The organism is Arthrobacter sp. U41 (assembly GCF_007679325.1).
Lineage (GTDB): Bacteria > Actinomycetota > Actinomycetes > Actinomycetales > Micrococcaceae > Arthrobacter.
Genome location: NZ_VEGI01000001.1, coordinates 45,754 through 58,390, shown reverse-complemented (window position 1 = coordinate 58,390; position 12,637 = coordinate 45,754). Strand labels below are relative to the sequence as shown.

Sequence of the window (12,637 nt, the reverse complement as noted above, 5' to 3'; positions counted from 1 at the left end):
GATCAGGAGTCCGCGGCGGTCCTGTCCGTTCCGGGCGCCGCAGCCTGCGCGGCGGTGTCAGTGCGTGCGAGCGGGGGGCGGGCCGGCGCGCTGACGGCGAGTTGGTCCGCGTCGACGGCGGCCAGGTTGCGGATCAGGACGATCAGCCAGGCGAAGACCAGCGAGGCAGCGATGAGCTCCACGGCGGTGAGGTTGTAGTAGCCGAACGGGAAGTACATCAGCACGGCGAAGGCGATGACCGCCAGGAACACCAGCCCCAACACGTGGAAGGTCGCCGGGAGCGAGGGAACCAGCGAGCGCATGCGGACAACCAGGGTCCCAAACACCACCACCATGCCGGACGCTGACGCGGTGTGGAGCCAGAACTGCTCGTCCACCGGAAACAGCCCCACGCAGGCGAGGAGGATGCCGATGAGGATGATTCCGCCTTCCAGATGCCGCACCCGGCGGCGCGTGGGCGCGGTCTTCGCCGTCGATTCTAGCGTCCTTGTGGAGTACCCGGCCAGGGTTGTGACCACAACGCCGGCGACGATCAGCGTGAGGTTGAACGCCACCCCGGAGACCCCGGAGCTCATGCCGAGGGCACTGAGGTTCTCCTGCCACCACTGCGGGTCTTCTGCGGTGAGCATGCTCGTCAATACACCCGTGACGAGGAATACGGCGAGGAGCGCGGCGAGACGGTAGGCGTTCATGGTGACTGTCGACAGGTACGCGGTATAAGCACTGATCGCTCCGGTGACCCCGACGAGGATTGCCGCTGCCACGGGGTACAGCACTGCGCCCACGAACGCCCGCTGGAAGATTGAGAACAACGCCAGCCAGCCGAGCAGGAAGATGCAGGCATGGGCCAGCGCGAGCGCGGAGATGTCGATGATGTTGCGTGTCCGGGCCCTGCCGGGGGCGGTCGGAGCGTCATGCGCCTGCCGTTGCAGGGACCCGATCACGGCGGCTGCTGCGCCGAGGACGGCCGTCCCAAGCGCAGCGATGTCGCCCACCGACCCCCGCCCGGACAACGCAACGGGTTCACGCCCCACCAGCAGGAACGCAATCATGCCGAGGATAAGAAAGCCCGCGCCGCCGATGACCAGCGCCCGGGATTCTGAGGTGACTGCAGCGTTTCTCTTCAGGGCCAACATCGCTCACTTCGCTTCCCCGGGGGTTGAGGGTCATCGAGTGCCTCCGTGACCGGCGTTTCGTCCTGGCCGGGCGAAGTGCCACCACGTCGGCTGCTCCATTCCGGAGTACCCCCACGCTATGACCACCTCGGCGCAGTGCCGTCACCCGCCAGGGATGAAACCTCCACGCCCAACAACCCTCCACAGTTGGCATCAGGTCTCTCTCCCCGATACGGCACGCAGGGTGTTGAATAGTAATAGGTCCGCACCACTGCCGAACTCAGCAGGGTGTTGGACCGGCTACTTTGCTTGCCGGAGCGTTGGGGGTCCGGTGTGAGACGGGGCCGGCGACGCTTGAGAGCCCTCTGAGACCGGGGTTCTCTCCCCCAGCCGTCGTCGGCCCCTTGCCTGTCTGGTACTACCGCTTTGCTGCGGATCCGGTGGCGGTTTGGAGAGCCGGGCGCGCAGGTGAAATCGTCGGCGCGCGGGCCGCCACGGAATCCGCCGGAGCCGTGCCTGCGATAGTAGAGCCGTGACGGATCTTGATTTTGACGTGCGCTGGTACCCGGGGATGCGCTCGCATCGGCGCAGCGCGGCGCCGGCGATCCAGGTGCACCGGGCGGCACCCAACACGGTGCTGCTCCGGCAAAGCATCGCGGACAACTTCGAAGCGCCGTTCCTCTACCTGCTGTTCGGTGCGGACCGCGCCCTCCTCTTGGATACGGGCGCGACGGCGGACGCCACCCGGTTTCCGCTGCGGGCCACCGTCGACGCACTCATCGAGGAATGGCTGCGAGGGCATCCCCGGGATGGCTATGAACTCGTCGTAGCCCACTCCCACGCCCACGGGGATCATGTCGCCGGCGACGGGCAGTTCACGGACCGGGCCCACACCCGGGTGGTGGGACACTCGGCCCAAGACGTCGCCGCGTTCTTCGGGATCAGCAACTGGCCCCGGGGCACGGCACGCTTTGACCTTGGCGGGCGGGTGCTTGAGGTGATCCCGACGCCGGGGCACCATCCGTCCGCCATTGCCATCCACGACGAGGACACGGGCATGCTTCTCACCGGTGACACCGTCTACCCGGGCCGGCTCTATGTCCAGGATTTTCCGGCCTTTCAGGAGTCGCTCCACACCCTCTGCGATTTCAGCGCCGCGCATCCGGTCACCGTGGTCCTTGGCGCCCACATCGAGATGTCCACCCGCCAGTTCCGGGACTTTCCGCTCGGCTCAACCTGGCACCCCGAGGAGGCTCCCCTGCCGCTCACGGTCCGGGATCTGCACACGGTCCGGGACGCGGCCGCCCGTGTTGCAGACCGCCCCGGCGCCCACCGGTTCGCCAACTTCATCATCTGGAACGGGCCCTGCCGGCGGGAGTCCGCGGCCCAGTCCGCCCGGCTCCTCCTGTTCCGGGTCTTCGGCCGGTAGCGCCGTCCTGAAGCCCCGGGCAGCAACGCAATTCGCCGGCGCCAATTCAGCCGGGCCGGACCGTGCCCAGGGACGAACGGTGGAAGTCCGTGCGCCACACATCAATGGCCTGTCCGTTGCGGTCGGTGACCACGTATTCAGGCCAGCGATCGAAGGCCGAGCAGGGGTGGGATATCCCGAAGTCGACCACATCCGTGACATTCAGCCCGCTCGCGCCGGTGAGGACCGCGTGATGGTCGTAGAGGTTGCGCACAACGGCGGTTGCCCCTTCCCTGGCGTCCCCGTCCGCGGTGCGGGCTGAGAGGAAGACCGGCAGTCCGGCGTCGTAGGCGAGGTCCCGCTTGCCGGCACCGACGACGATCATGCCCTCTTCCGGGGCGGACAGGACCACGGCCCGCACCGAAACTGCCGGGATGAGGCCCGGGACCGGGCTCACGGCGGCGTAGGTGCCGTGATCATGTGTGACATAGCAGCCTGACCGGAGGATCTTCCGGGTACCTGGGACCAGGGTGTCGTCGGGAAGGTGCTCCACGACCCGATCCGGGAACGCGGATCCGCCCATGGAGTAGATGGGGGCGGCGGTCTCAAAATATTTCGCGGCTGCGAGATACACGTCCCGTACCAGCCGGCAGTGCCGGTCGACGGCTTCGATGGTGGACTCCGCCCTGCTGTTGGGCACAACGCCTTCGTAACCGGCAACCCCGGCGAGCCGGAGGCCGGGCGTGCCACGCACCTGCGCGGCGATGCGAAGTGCGTCGTGGAGGCTCCGGGTTCCTGTGCGTCCGCCCGGCGTTCCGACATCGATCAGCACGTCAAGGCTGACGGCCGCTGGAGCGAAAACCCGGGCCGCGGCCTCGACCCCTGCGGCCGAATCCACGAAGCAGCGGATCTCCCGGCCAGGATCTTCCTCGAGCCAGGAGCGGAGGCGCGTCAGGCCGTACCGATCGACCACCTGGTTGGCCACAAGGACGTGCCGGTGCCCCCAGGCCAATACCGCAGCAACCTGGTCCACGGTGGCGACGGTGACTCCGACGGCGCCGGAAGCCATCTGGCGGGCGATGATCGGTGCGGACATCGTTGTCTTGACATGAGGCGCAAGATCCACGCTGCGGCGCCGGCACCAGGCCGCCATCACCTCGATGTTCTTGTCGAGGGCCTCGCTGTTGAGCCGTAGTTGCGGATACGCCGGCGCGGTGGCCGGGATGGCCGCGACGTCCTCATCGGGTCCGCTCTGGTGTTGGATCGGGCTGCTCACGAGGCTCCTTCGTGGTCACGGGACCGGTCCGCCCGCCCTGAAGGATCTGTCAGCGGCTATCCGAGGTGAATGATGCGTTGATTGTGTCACGTCGCGCTTTCTCGGCCGGCCGGGAATTCCGTACGTCAGCCAGTCCCGGAGGATAATGGCACGGGTAGCCAACGGTCCGCACGGACGGGAGGAATCCGAATGCAACCTGCTCCGCGCATCACGGTGGAGGTGCCTGTGCTCAGTGTTGGTTCGGGGGCCGGGGACTACGAGGCACTGGGCAACTACGTCGATGCGCTGCGCCGGCCCCAGGGGCTTCACCTCACCCTGCTGCACATCGGTGTCCTGGCGGACTTCGCCCGGGACATCGCGGACTGGACCAAAGGCAACACGACGGCCGGGGACGCCGCCGGCACGACAGTTGCCTGGCTGGAGAGGCTGCCGGTGCTGGCAGGCTTCGCCGCCCGGACGCAGCGGCTGGTTCTGCTGGGCGGCGGGCGCGTGAGCGGTCTGGAAGTGGAGGTGCCGCCGCATGTGCGGGACTACCAGGTCTCCCTCGTGACGGCGCTGCACGAGCTGTTGGACGCGCTCCTGGTGGACAACGTCGATGATTTCATCCTCAGCTCAAAGGCCCTCGGTTTCCGGTACCCCCGCTGGACACCCCACATTGCCGTGGGCCGGCCCAAGTCGAGGGACCGTGGACCCTGGAACATCGAGCCATTGGCGGTGGAATGCGGCCCGTCGCGGATCCGGAACCGCCAGTTCCTCCCGGGTCTGGACACCGGGGAAGGACGCCGGGACCAGGACCTCGGGCTGCCGGGGGCAGGTGGCGTGCAATGACAGTGCGGAGTGCGGGCATTTTGCTGTATCGCCGTCGCGGTGGACGGGACGTGGAGGTGTGGATAGCGCACATGGGCGGCCCGTTCTGGGCGCGCAAGGATGCCCGGGCCTGGTCGATTCCCAAGGGCGAATACCTCGACGACGAGGACCCTCTGACCGCAGCCCTGCGGGAGTTCGCCGAAGAAATGGGCACTCCGGCGCCGTCCGCCGACTACATCCCGCTGGGGGCCTTCCGGCAACCGTCGGGAAAGATCATTACCGTGTTCGCGGCCGAGGCCGATTTTGCGCCCGAACGGATCGCGAGCAACACGTTCCCTCTGGAGTGGCCGAAGGGATCCGGAACCGTCCAGTATTTCCCCGAAGTCGACGGCGCAGAGTGGAACCGGGAGGCCGAGGCCCGCAGCCGACTGGTCAGCGGGCAACTGCCGATCCTCGACGCGCTTATGCAGCATCTGCGGCGTGCCGACTGATGAACGCCGGCCTAGCGGTTGCTTTTCAGTGCCGCGGGCATTGCTGGCCCGGCGGAGGACTGCCATCCTTGGGTAATCCGCACTCCTGGAAGTGAACGAAGGGAAAGACGATGCCGCTCTACCTGTCGAAGTTCAGTTACACCCCTGAGACCTGGGCCAGGATGATCCGCAACCCGGAAGACCGCGGAAAAGCGGCGCAGGAGTATATCGAGTCGGTGGGCGGCAAGCTCCATGGCTTCTGGTACGCGTTTGGCAGCCATGACGGCTACAACCTGTGGGAGGCCCCCGACAACGTCTCCATGGCCGCGGTGGCGGTGGCAATCGCCGGGGGCGGCGCGCTGAGTTCGCTTGAAACGACTGTCCTGTTGAGCGTGGACGAAACGATGTCAGCCCTGCGGATGGCAGCGGAGGTGGGCTACCGGGCCCCCGGCGCCTGACGGTTCTGTTCCAACCACTGAGAGGGGACTTCCTCGATGAATGCGACTCAACCTGCCGGGCGGACTGAACCGACTGCGACCCAGCGCGCAGCGAGCCTCAAGGAGCGTGTCTATATCAGTTTCACGTGCCTGGCCGTCATCCTGGCCCTGAGAAGCCACGCTGACGAAACGTCGCCCGCCGCCGCGGCGGCCACCCTCAGTATCGTGGTGATCGGCTCCCTGCTGGGCATCTTCGTCGCCGACCTGCTGAGCCACCTGACGGTACATGAGGAGCTCCCCAGCCGCCCGCAGCTGCGACACATGGTCGCCGTCAGCACCGAATCCCTCGGCGTCCTCGTGACGCCGCTCCTGCTCCTCACGGCGGCCGGCTTGGGTCTCTGGTCGACGGCCGTGGCCCTTCAATGGGCAATAGTCGTCCTAGTTGTCACACTCTTTGTCATCGGGTACCTCGCGATCCGGCGGCTTGACCTTCCGTTCCGCCACAAAGCCCTTATCGTCTTCGCCGAAGTAGTGTTGAGTCTCCTGGTCATCGCGCTCGAACTGCTGGCCCACAGTCTCTGAGGGATCAAGCGGTGCCTCTCATTCGTTGGCTCAGGGAACCCACACCACCACATCACGAAGGACACTGCGTGCTGATCGTGCTCACCGGAATTGACGGCTCAGGAAAAACGACGGCGGCCGAGGCCACCGTCGCGGCCGCCCGCCAGGCGGGGCAAAGCGCCCTGCTCCTCCGGAACTACGCCGGCCGCCGAAGGATGTCCCTGCTCGGCGCCAGGCTCGGCCTACAGGCGCCTCCCCCGCTGGCGGACTTCCTTGAAACAGCGATCCGCACGTTCAACGTCCTGAATTCACACCGCCGGGCCCGGACCTTTCACGGCCTGGTTGTGATGGACCGGCACCTTCACTGCCAGCTCGCGCTCCGCGGAATGCACGGCCTGCCCAGGGGCCGCTTCCTCCCCTGGCTCATCCGGACGCTTCCCCGGCCTGACCTTGTCCTCTACCTCGACGTCGACCCCCGCGAGGCCCACGCACGGATCCTCGCGCGCGGCACAGACTCGGAAAGCCTCAACGACCTGGAGTCGCTGCGGGACGCGTATCAATCCCTTCCCGAGTTCCCCGGGTTCACCCGCATCGCCGCCGGCGGGACCCCTGCCGAGGTGCTGGCCCGGATGCACGCCGCCATCGCGGACGCCGGCAGGCCCCGGCCGGACGGGTGCTCCCCGGCCGCCGCCACACCGACCTGCCAAAGTGCGGGGCCCGGTACCTAACGGGCGAGGTACTCCTCGTGCTGCCGGTGCGCTTCCGCCACCAAGGCGCGAATCTTGTCGATGTCCTTGGCCTTGTTCCGGTACTTGAGATCCATGGCCAGGATCTGGGACTCCTCCTCGGTCAGCATCCGGTAGATCCGCTCACGCTCTGCGGAGTCGGCGGTGTATTCCAGGTCGAGGTAGTTGACGGCGTGCCGGCGCGCATTGTTGATGGACGTCTGGGCTTTGCCGGCTTTGCTCATCAGCGACGCGACAACGGTAAAGACGAGCACCCCGACGATGACGCTCAGGGACGTGGCGGTGCTGATCTCGATGACGGGTACCGGCTGCCCTCCGTTGATGAACGGCAGGTTGTTTTCGTGCAAGGCGTGGAGCACCAGCTTGACGCCGATGAAGGCCAGAATGGCCGCCAGTCCGTAGGCAAGGTAGATGAGGCGGTCCAGGAGCCCGTCGATCAGGAAGTACAGCTGCCGCAGGCCCATCAGGGAGAAGGCCGTGGCGGTGAAGACAATGTAGACATTCTGGGTCAGCCCGAAAATCGCGGGGATGGAGTCGAGGGCGAACAGGATGTCAGTCCCGCCGATCGCGACCATAACCAGCAGCATCGGCGTCAACGCACGCTTGCCGTCAACGACCGTGAAGAGCTTGTCGCCGTCGTAGTGTTCCGTGGTGTGGAAGAGCTTCCTGGCGATCCGGATCATGAAGTTGTCGGCCTGATCGTCACCGTGGGCGTCCGGCCGGAGCAGGTTGCCTGCGGTGATCAGCAGGATCAGGCCGAAGATGTAGAACACCCAGGCGAACGAATTGATCAGCGCGGCGCCCAGGAAGATGAATCCGGTGCGGGCGATCAGCGAGAAGACGATGCCGAACAGCAGCACCTTCTGCTGGTCTTCGCGGGGTACGCGGAAGCTCGCGATGATGATCAGGAAGACGAAGAGGTTGTCCACGGAGAGTGCCTTCTCCGTGATGTAACCCGCAAAGTACTCCGAGCCCATGTCAGTGCCGCCGAAGATCCACACGAGAACACCGAACACCACGGCCAGGCCCACGTAGAGCGTGGACCACGCGGCCGCTTCCTTGAGCGTGGGCACATGGGCCTTGCGGATGTGGAAGAAGTAGTCGAACGCCAGCAGGGCCAGGATGGCCGCGATGGTGATTGCCCAGATGAGGGGAGAAACTGTCATGTTGCTCAACTTCCGTGAAGGGGCCGGCCCCTGTGTCCAGCGCTGTCCGGTTATTCCGATGGTATTAGGAAATGAGGGGCTCGTGGTGCCCTGAACCTTCCCGACTAACCCCTTGAGTGTGTCTTCCAAGGGAATGCCCCCACACACCGGGGGTCTAAGTCATGCCACAGCGACCGTCGCGCATCCGATTCGCACAGCTGTTTCACAGGCAGGCGCTATTGACGATACAGCCGGATCCGCAAGAATTGTCGAAACTGATAGAGGCATCGCGGATTCAAGGTAGACCGCGGTTTGCCGACTGTCAGTGGCGGGTGTCTTGACCGGCCCAGCCGGAACTGACCACTGAGAGGGCTTCCGAACATGTTGACGCTGCGCAAGCATGTATTTCCTTCGATCCTGGCCGTGTTGCTGCTGTCGTCGACGGCGTGCACTTCGGAGTCCGCAGCCGGTAGCCCGCCCGGCGTCGTGACCAGCAGCCCGGGCAGCGGTGCGGCCCCGCGATCCAGCAGCCCCAGCGTTGAGGCTCCGCGGCTGGAGCCCGCGGGCAGGGTGGATGCGCAGGCCGTGCTGAAGGATTTCAAGCGCCGGGGCATGGTGGGCCACCTTGAGGCGCTGCAGCGGATCGCCGATGACAACGGCGGGAACCGCGCGTCGGGAACCTCCGGGTATGAGCAATCCGCCCGGTATGTTGAGGAGCAGCTGCGCGCCGCCGGTTACAACCCGGTCCGGCAGACGTTTACCTTCGATGAGGGTCGCAGGAACCGGAACCAGGCGGAGAGCTTCAATATTCTCGCCGAGACCGGGGGCAGCGCCGCCAACACCGTCGTGGTGGGCGGCCATCTGGACTCCGTCGAAGATGGCCCGGGGATCAACGACAACGGCAGCGGCGTCGCTGCCATCCTCGAAATAGCAAAGTGGATGAAGGAAAAAGGGACTGATCCCACGAACCGGGTGGTCTTCGCGTTCTGGGGCGCCGAGGAAAATGACCTCGACGGTTCCCGGCATTACGTCGACGAGCTAAGCGAGACGGAGAAGGACCAGACCTCGGCGTACCTGAACGTGGACATGGCGGCCTCTCCGAACGGTATACGGTCCTTCCACGACGGCGACGGGTCCGATTTCGGTGACGGCGGGCCGGAGGGCTCCAAGGAGATCGAGGACGTATTCTTCCGCTTCTTCGAGGCGAACTCGCTGCCGGCGGAAACCACACCCTTCGAAGACGGCGACTCCGACTACGACGCGTTCCTGCGGGCTGGGATTCCCGCCGGCGGGCTGTTCAGCGGCGACGAGGAATCAAAGACGGACACCCAGGCGCAGGCCTACGGCGGCACACCCGGCGGGGACCTCGACCCGTGCTACCACGAGGCCTGCGACACGCTCAGCAATATCGACAGAGCGCTACTCCAGGAGATGTCCGGCGCCCTGGCGTACGTCACCGCCGCCTACGCGCTGGCCCCGGGGAACTAACGGGCCCGCGATGTATCTCAGCGGCGCTGCAGCGGGTCCATATTCCACCCGCCCATGGCCGGACGCGGGGCCGAGCAGGTACAACTGAGTCATGACAACCTCTTCCTTGGTGCTCGGCCCGATGATGCGCTACGTCGATGAGACCTCGGCGAGCGTCTGGGTGGAGACCCGGTCCGCTGCCCGGGTCACCGTCCGCGCCGGTAGCAGGAAATGGCAGGCCGCCACGTTCGCGGTTCACGGACACCACTACGCGCTGGTGGAGCTGGACGGACTGGAGCCAGGCACGGTGACGCCCTACGTCCTCGACATCAACGGAAGCCAGGCCTGGCCCGATCCCGGGTCGGAGTTCCCCCCGTCCATGATCGCGACGCTCCAGCCCGGCAAGCCGCTGCGGATGGCCTATGGCTCCTGCCGCACCAGCGTCCCCCACGATCGGGCAGGCAACCGGACACACGGCATTGACTCGCTGCGTGCCTACGCCCTCAAGATGGCCTCCGGCGACGGCACGAAGTGGCCCGACCTGGTGACATTCCTCGGGGACCAGGTCTACGCCGACGTGACCAGCGAGCAGATGCAGGAGTTCATCCGCGCCCGGCGCGACATCGACGAGCCGCCCGGCGAGGAGCTCAAGGACTACGAGGAATACGCCCACCTCTATTTCCTGGCCTGGTCTGACCCCGCGAACCGGTGGCTGCTGTCCACCCTCCCCAGCGCCATGATCTTCGATGACCACGATATCCGCGACGACTGGAACACCTCCCTGAGCTGGAAGAAGGAAATGGAGGCAACCTCCTGGTGGCATGGCCGGATCGTCGCGGGGCTGGCCTCGTATTGGGTCTACCAGCACCTCGGGAACCTGTCGCCGCAGGAACGGGGCGAGGACGCGGTCTGGCAGCAGATTGCGGACCACTCGGGTGAGGACGAGATCGATGTCAGCGCGCAGCTGGACGCTTTCGCGGATCGGGCCGACCGGGACCCCGAATCCTACCGGTGGAGCTACTGCCGGGATTTTGGCGACACCCGGCTGATCGTGGTGGACTCCCGTGCCGCCCGGAATCTGGAGCCGGACCACCGGGCACTGGTTGACAAGACGGAAATGGCCTGGCTCGACGGCCGGATGCGCGGCGGTTTCCGCCATCTGCTGGTGGCGACGTCACTGCCCTTCCTGCTGCCGATGGGTTTGCACTACGTCGAGTCCTGGAACGAGGCCGTTTCCCAGGGCGCGTGGGGGAAACGCGCCGCCCGCATCGGCGAAAAGGTGCGCCAGGCGGTGGACCTTGAACACTGGGGAGCCTTCCAGAACAGCTTCCGGGAGGTGGCGGCCATGGTGAACGAGGTGGCCGACGGCAAACGCGGCCAGGCCCCGGAAACCGTTACTTTTCTCTCCGGAGACGTCCACTACTCCTACGTCTCGGAGGTGGAGCGCACCTCCGGCAGCAGGATCATGCAGGCCGTCTGCTCCCCCATCCGAAACCCGCTGCCCCGGCTGATGAGGTCCTTCGCGGCCGTCATGTCCTACGGTCTGGCCACACCGGTGGGCGCCCTGGTTGCGCGCTCGGCCAAGGTTCCGGATCCGCCGTTCCGCTGGTCCGGCGTCAAGGGGCCGTGGTTCGACAACAACCTGGCCTGCCTGGAGGTGGCGCCGGAGGGGCTGAAACTGTGGTGGCAGACCGGCGTCGTGGACGGCGGCGACCAGCTGCATCCCGGGCTGAAACTCGTTTCCGCCGTCACGGTGGCCCCGCGGCGGGCCGAGGAGCCACCCAGCGGGCGGCCGTGAAACCCGGGGCGCCCACCGAAGGCGTCTACCCGGCCTGACGGTGCCGGGCTAGACCGGGCGGTCTGCCAGAGACTCGCCCCCACGTCAGGCCAGGCGGTGGTGATCCTTGCCGCGCATGCGGACGGCCACGAGGAGTCCGGACAACGCCGTCAGTCCGGCGACGACTCCGACGGCGGCCGGAATGCCGTACGCATCGGCGACGATCCCGGAGAGCAGCGCGCCCACAGCGAAGCCGCCGTCGCGCCAGAGCCGGTAGATGCCCACCGAGCGGGCGCGCCATTCCGGATGCGCGACGTCGCCGATGGCCGCCAGCAGGGTGGGGTACACCATGGCCGTGCCCAGACCGAGGAGCGCGGCGGCCGTGAGCCAGATCCCGAAGTCCTCGCCGACGGCGATCATCGCCAGGGCGGCGGCCTGGACAAGCATGCCGCCGACGATCAGCCACTTCCGGCCGTACCTGTCCGACAACGCCCCGGTGACGAGCTGCGCGGCGCCCCAGACGGCCGGGTAGACGGCGGCGAGGATGCCGATCTTTTCGATCGTCAGTCCGGCAGCGGCGAAGAGGACCGGGAAGAGGCCCCAGGCCAGTCCGTCGTTGAGGTTGTTGACCATCCCGGCCTGGCTGACCGAAGACAGTGACTTGTCCCGGAAGCTGGTGAGGGTGAAAATCTCGCGGTTGCTCAAGTGCCCGTGGGCGTCGGCGTGGGCGTTCGTGTGGTTGGCGGCTTCAAGCCGGGCGTGGCCCTGGGTTTCCTTCACAGCGAAGACCGACAGTCCGAGGCCCAGCGCGATGTACGCCGCGCCGAGCAGGAACGGTCCGGGCCGCAATCCGTAGTTGGCGGCAATGTAGCCGGTGGCGAGCGCGGTGCCGGCCACGCCCAGGTACCCGGCCGCCTCGTTCAGGCCCATGGCCAGGCCCCGCCGGGACGGGCCCACCAGGTCCATCTTCATCACGACGGTGGTGGACCAGGTGAGGCCCTGGCTGATGCCCAGGATCACATTGGCGGCAACAATCCAGCTCCAGGAGGGTCCGAAGATGAGCATCACCGGCACCGGCAGGGCGATGAGCCAGCCCGCGATCAGGACGGGTTTGCGGCCGAAGCGGTCGGACAGGGTGCCGGCGAAGTAGTTGGTGGCGGCCTTGGCGAGACCGAAGGCGAGGATGTAGGTCAGCGCCGACGTGTACAGGTCAAGGTGGAAGACCTGCCCGGCCAGCAGCGGAAGGACGGTGCGTTCCTGGCCAAGCGTGCCGCCCACCAGGGCGTTCACGGCGACGAGGAGCATGAACTGGGCCAGATTCTGCCGCAGGCCCAGCGTGATGCCGGCGCGGCGGCCCTGCTGCAGTGAATTGGTGTTGCCGGATGTCATGCTGCTCCACATGGTTGGGACGAACGCTGGCGGCGGCCC

At 66.6% G+C, this 12,637-nt stretch carries 12 protein-coding genes; 8 read left to right on the top strand and 4 right to left on the bottom strand.

Annotated features, from left to right (window positions below):
• Window positions 1-2: 2 nt before the first annotated feature.
• The gene (locus tag FS787_RS00275) at window positions 3-1,133 is read right to left on the bottom strand and encodes a hypothetical protein (protein WP_144670019.1); all 1,131 of its coding nucleotides are present in this window, start codon (window positions 1,131-1,133) and stop codon (window positions 3-5) included.
• A 514-nt stretch (window positions 1,134-1,647) separates the two neighbouring features.
• On the opposite strand from FS787_RS00275, the gene FS787_RS00270 reads away from it, so the two are divergent.
• Complete coding sequence (locus FS787_RS00270) at window positions 1,648-2,544, top strand: MBL fold metallo-hydrolase (protein ID WP_144670017.1); 897 nt, start codon at window positions 1,648-1,650, stop codon at window positions 2,542-2,544.
• A 46-nt stretch (window positions 2,545-2,590) separates the two neighbouring features.
• Here FS787_RS00270 and FS787_RS00265 read toward each other — a convergent pair whose 3' ends face one another.
• Entirely contained in the window at window positions 2,591-3,799 is a 1,209-nt protein-coding gene (locus tag FS787_RS00265; protein ID WP_260982322.1) for an alanine racemase, read from the bottom strand.
• Window positions 3,800-3,988: 189 nt separating this feature from the next.
• On the opposite strand from FS787_RS00265, the gene FS787_RS00260 reads away from it, so the two are divergent.
• The 5 genes from FS787_RS00260 (at window position 3,989) to FS787_RS00240 (ending at window position 6,802) form a co-directional block, all read left to right on the top strand.
• The gene (locus tag FS787_RS00260; RefSeq protein WP_260982321.1) at window positions 3,989-4,627 is read left to right on the top strand and encodes a hypothetical protein; all 639 of its coding nucleotides are present in this window, start codon (window positions 3,989-3,991) and stop codon (window positions 4,625-4,627) included.
• Window positions 4,624-5,097 carry an NUDIX domain-containing protein gene (locus FS787_RS00255; RefSeq protein WP_144670015.1) on the top strand — a complete coding sequence of 158 codons (474 nt, stop codon included), beginning with the start codon at window positions 4,624-4,626 and terminating at the stop codon, window positions 5,095-5,097. Before FS787_RS00260 ends, FS787_RS00255 begins: the two co-directional genes overlap by 4 nt.
• Before the next feature lie 110 nt (window positions 5,098-5,207).
• Window positions 5,208-5,534: a GYD domain-containing protein gene (locus tag FS787_RS00250; protein ID WP_144670013.1), complete on the top strand. Its 327-nt coding sequence runs from the start codon at window positions 5,208-5,210 to the stop codon at window positions 5,532-5,534.
• Window positions 5,535-5,570: 36 nt separating this feature from the next.
• Window positions 5,571-6,095 carry a hypothetical protein gene (locus FS787_RS00245; protein WP_144670011.1) on the top strand — a complete coding sequence of 175 codons (525 nt, stop codon included), beginning with the start codon at window positions 5,571-5,573 and terminating at the stop codon, window positions 6,093-6,095.
• 68 nt (window positions 6,096-6,163) lie between these two features.
• Window positions 6,164-6,802 carry a thymidylate kinase gene (locus FS787_RS00240; RefSeq protein ID WP_144670009.1) on the top strand — a complete coding sequence of 213 codons (639 nt, stop codon included), beginning with the start codon at window positions 6,164-6,166 and terminating at the stop codon, window positions 6,800-6,802.
• Here FS787_RS00240 and FS787_RS00235 read toward each other — a convergent pair.
• Window positions 6,799-7,986, bottom strand: coding sequence for a TerC family protein (locus FS787_RS00235; RefSeq protein ID WP_144670007.1), 1,188 nt, complete (start codon window positions 7,984-7,986; stop codon window positions 6,799-6,801). The two genes, FS787_RS00240 and FS787_RS00235, sit on opposite strands and share 4 nt — an antisense overlap.
• Before the next feature lie 465 nt (window positions 7,987-8,451).
• On the opposite strand from FS787_RS00235, the gene FS787_RS00230 reads away from it, so the two are divergent.
• Window positions 8,452-9,453 (top strand): M20/M25/M40 family metallo-hydrolase, encoded by a 1,002-nt coding sequence (locus FS787_RS00230; protein ID WP_260982320.1) that lies wholly within the window; start codon window positions 8,452-8,454, stop codon window positions 9,451-9,453.
• Window positions 9,454-9,544: 91 nt separating this feature from the next.
• Entirely contained in the window at window positions 9,545-11,230 is a 1,686-nt protein-coding gene (locus FS787_RS00225; RefSeq protein WP_144670003.1) for an alkaline phosphatase D family protein, read from the top strand.
• A gap of 84 nt (window positions 11,231-11,314) precedes the next feature.
• Here the strand turns inward: FS787_RS00225 and FS787_RS00220 are convergent, their stop codons facing one another.
• Window positions 11,315-12,598, bottom strand: coding sequence for an MFS transporter (locus FS787_RS00220; protein ID WP_144670001.1), 1,284 nt, complete (start codon window positions 12,596-12,598; stop codon window positions 11,315-11,317).
• Between the last annotated feature and the right edge of the window lie 39 nt (window positions 12,599-12,637).

Excerpts from the sequence above, each read along its gene's own strand:
- FS787_RS00260 (WP_260982321.1), top strand. The coding sequence starts at position 3,989 with ATGCAACCTGCTCCGCGCATCACGGTGGAGGTGCCTGTGCTCAGTGTT.
- FS787_RS00255 (WP_144670015.1), top strand. The coding sequence starts at position 4,624 with ATGACAGTGCGGAGTGCGGGCATTTTGCTGTATCGCCGTCGCGGTGGA.
- FS787_RS00250 (WP_144670013.1), top strand. The coding sequence starts at position 5,208 with ATGCCGCTCTACCTGTCGAAGTTCAGTTACACCCCTGAGACCTGGGCC.
- FS787_RS00245 (WP_144670011.1), top strand. The coding sequence starts at position 5,571 with ATGAATGCGACTCAACCTGCCGGGCGGACTGAACCGACTGCGACCCAG.
- FS787_RS00235 (WP_144670007.1), bottom strand. The coding sequence starts at position 7,986 with ATGACAGTTTCTCCCCTCATCTGGGCAATCACCATCGCGGCCATCCTG.
- FS787_RS00225 (WP_144670003.1), top strand. The coding sequence starts at position 9,545 with ATGACAACCTCTTCCTTGGTGCTCGGCCCGATGATGCGCTACGTCGAT.
- FS787_RS00220 (WP_144670001.1), bottom strand. The coding sequence starts at position 12,598 with ATGACATCCGGCAACACCAATTCACTGCAGCAGGGCCGCCGCGCCGGC.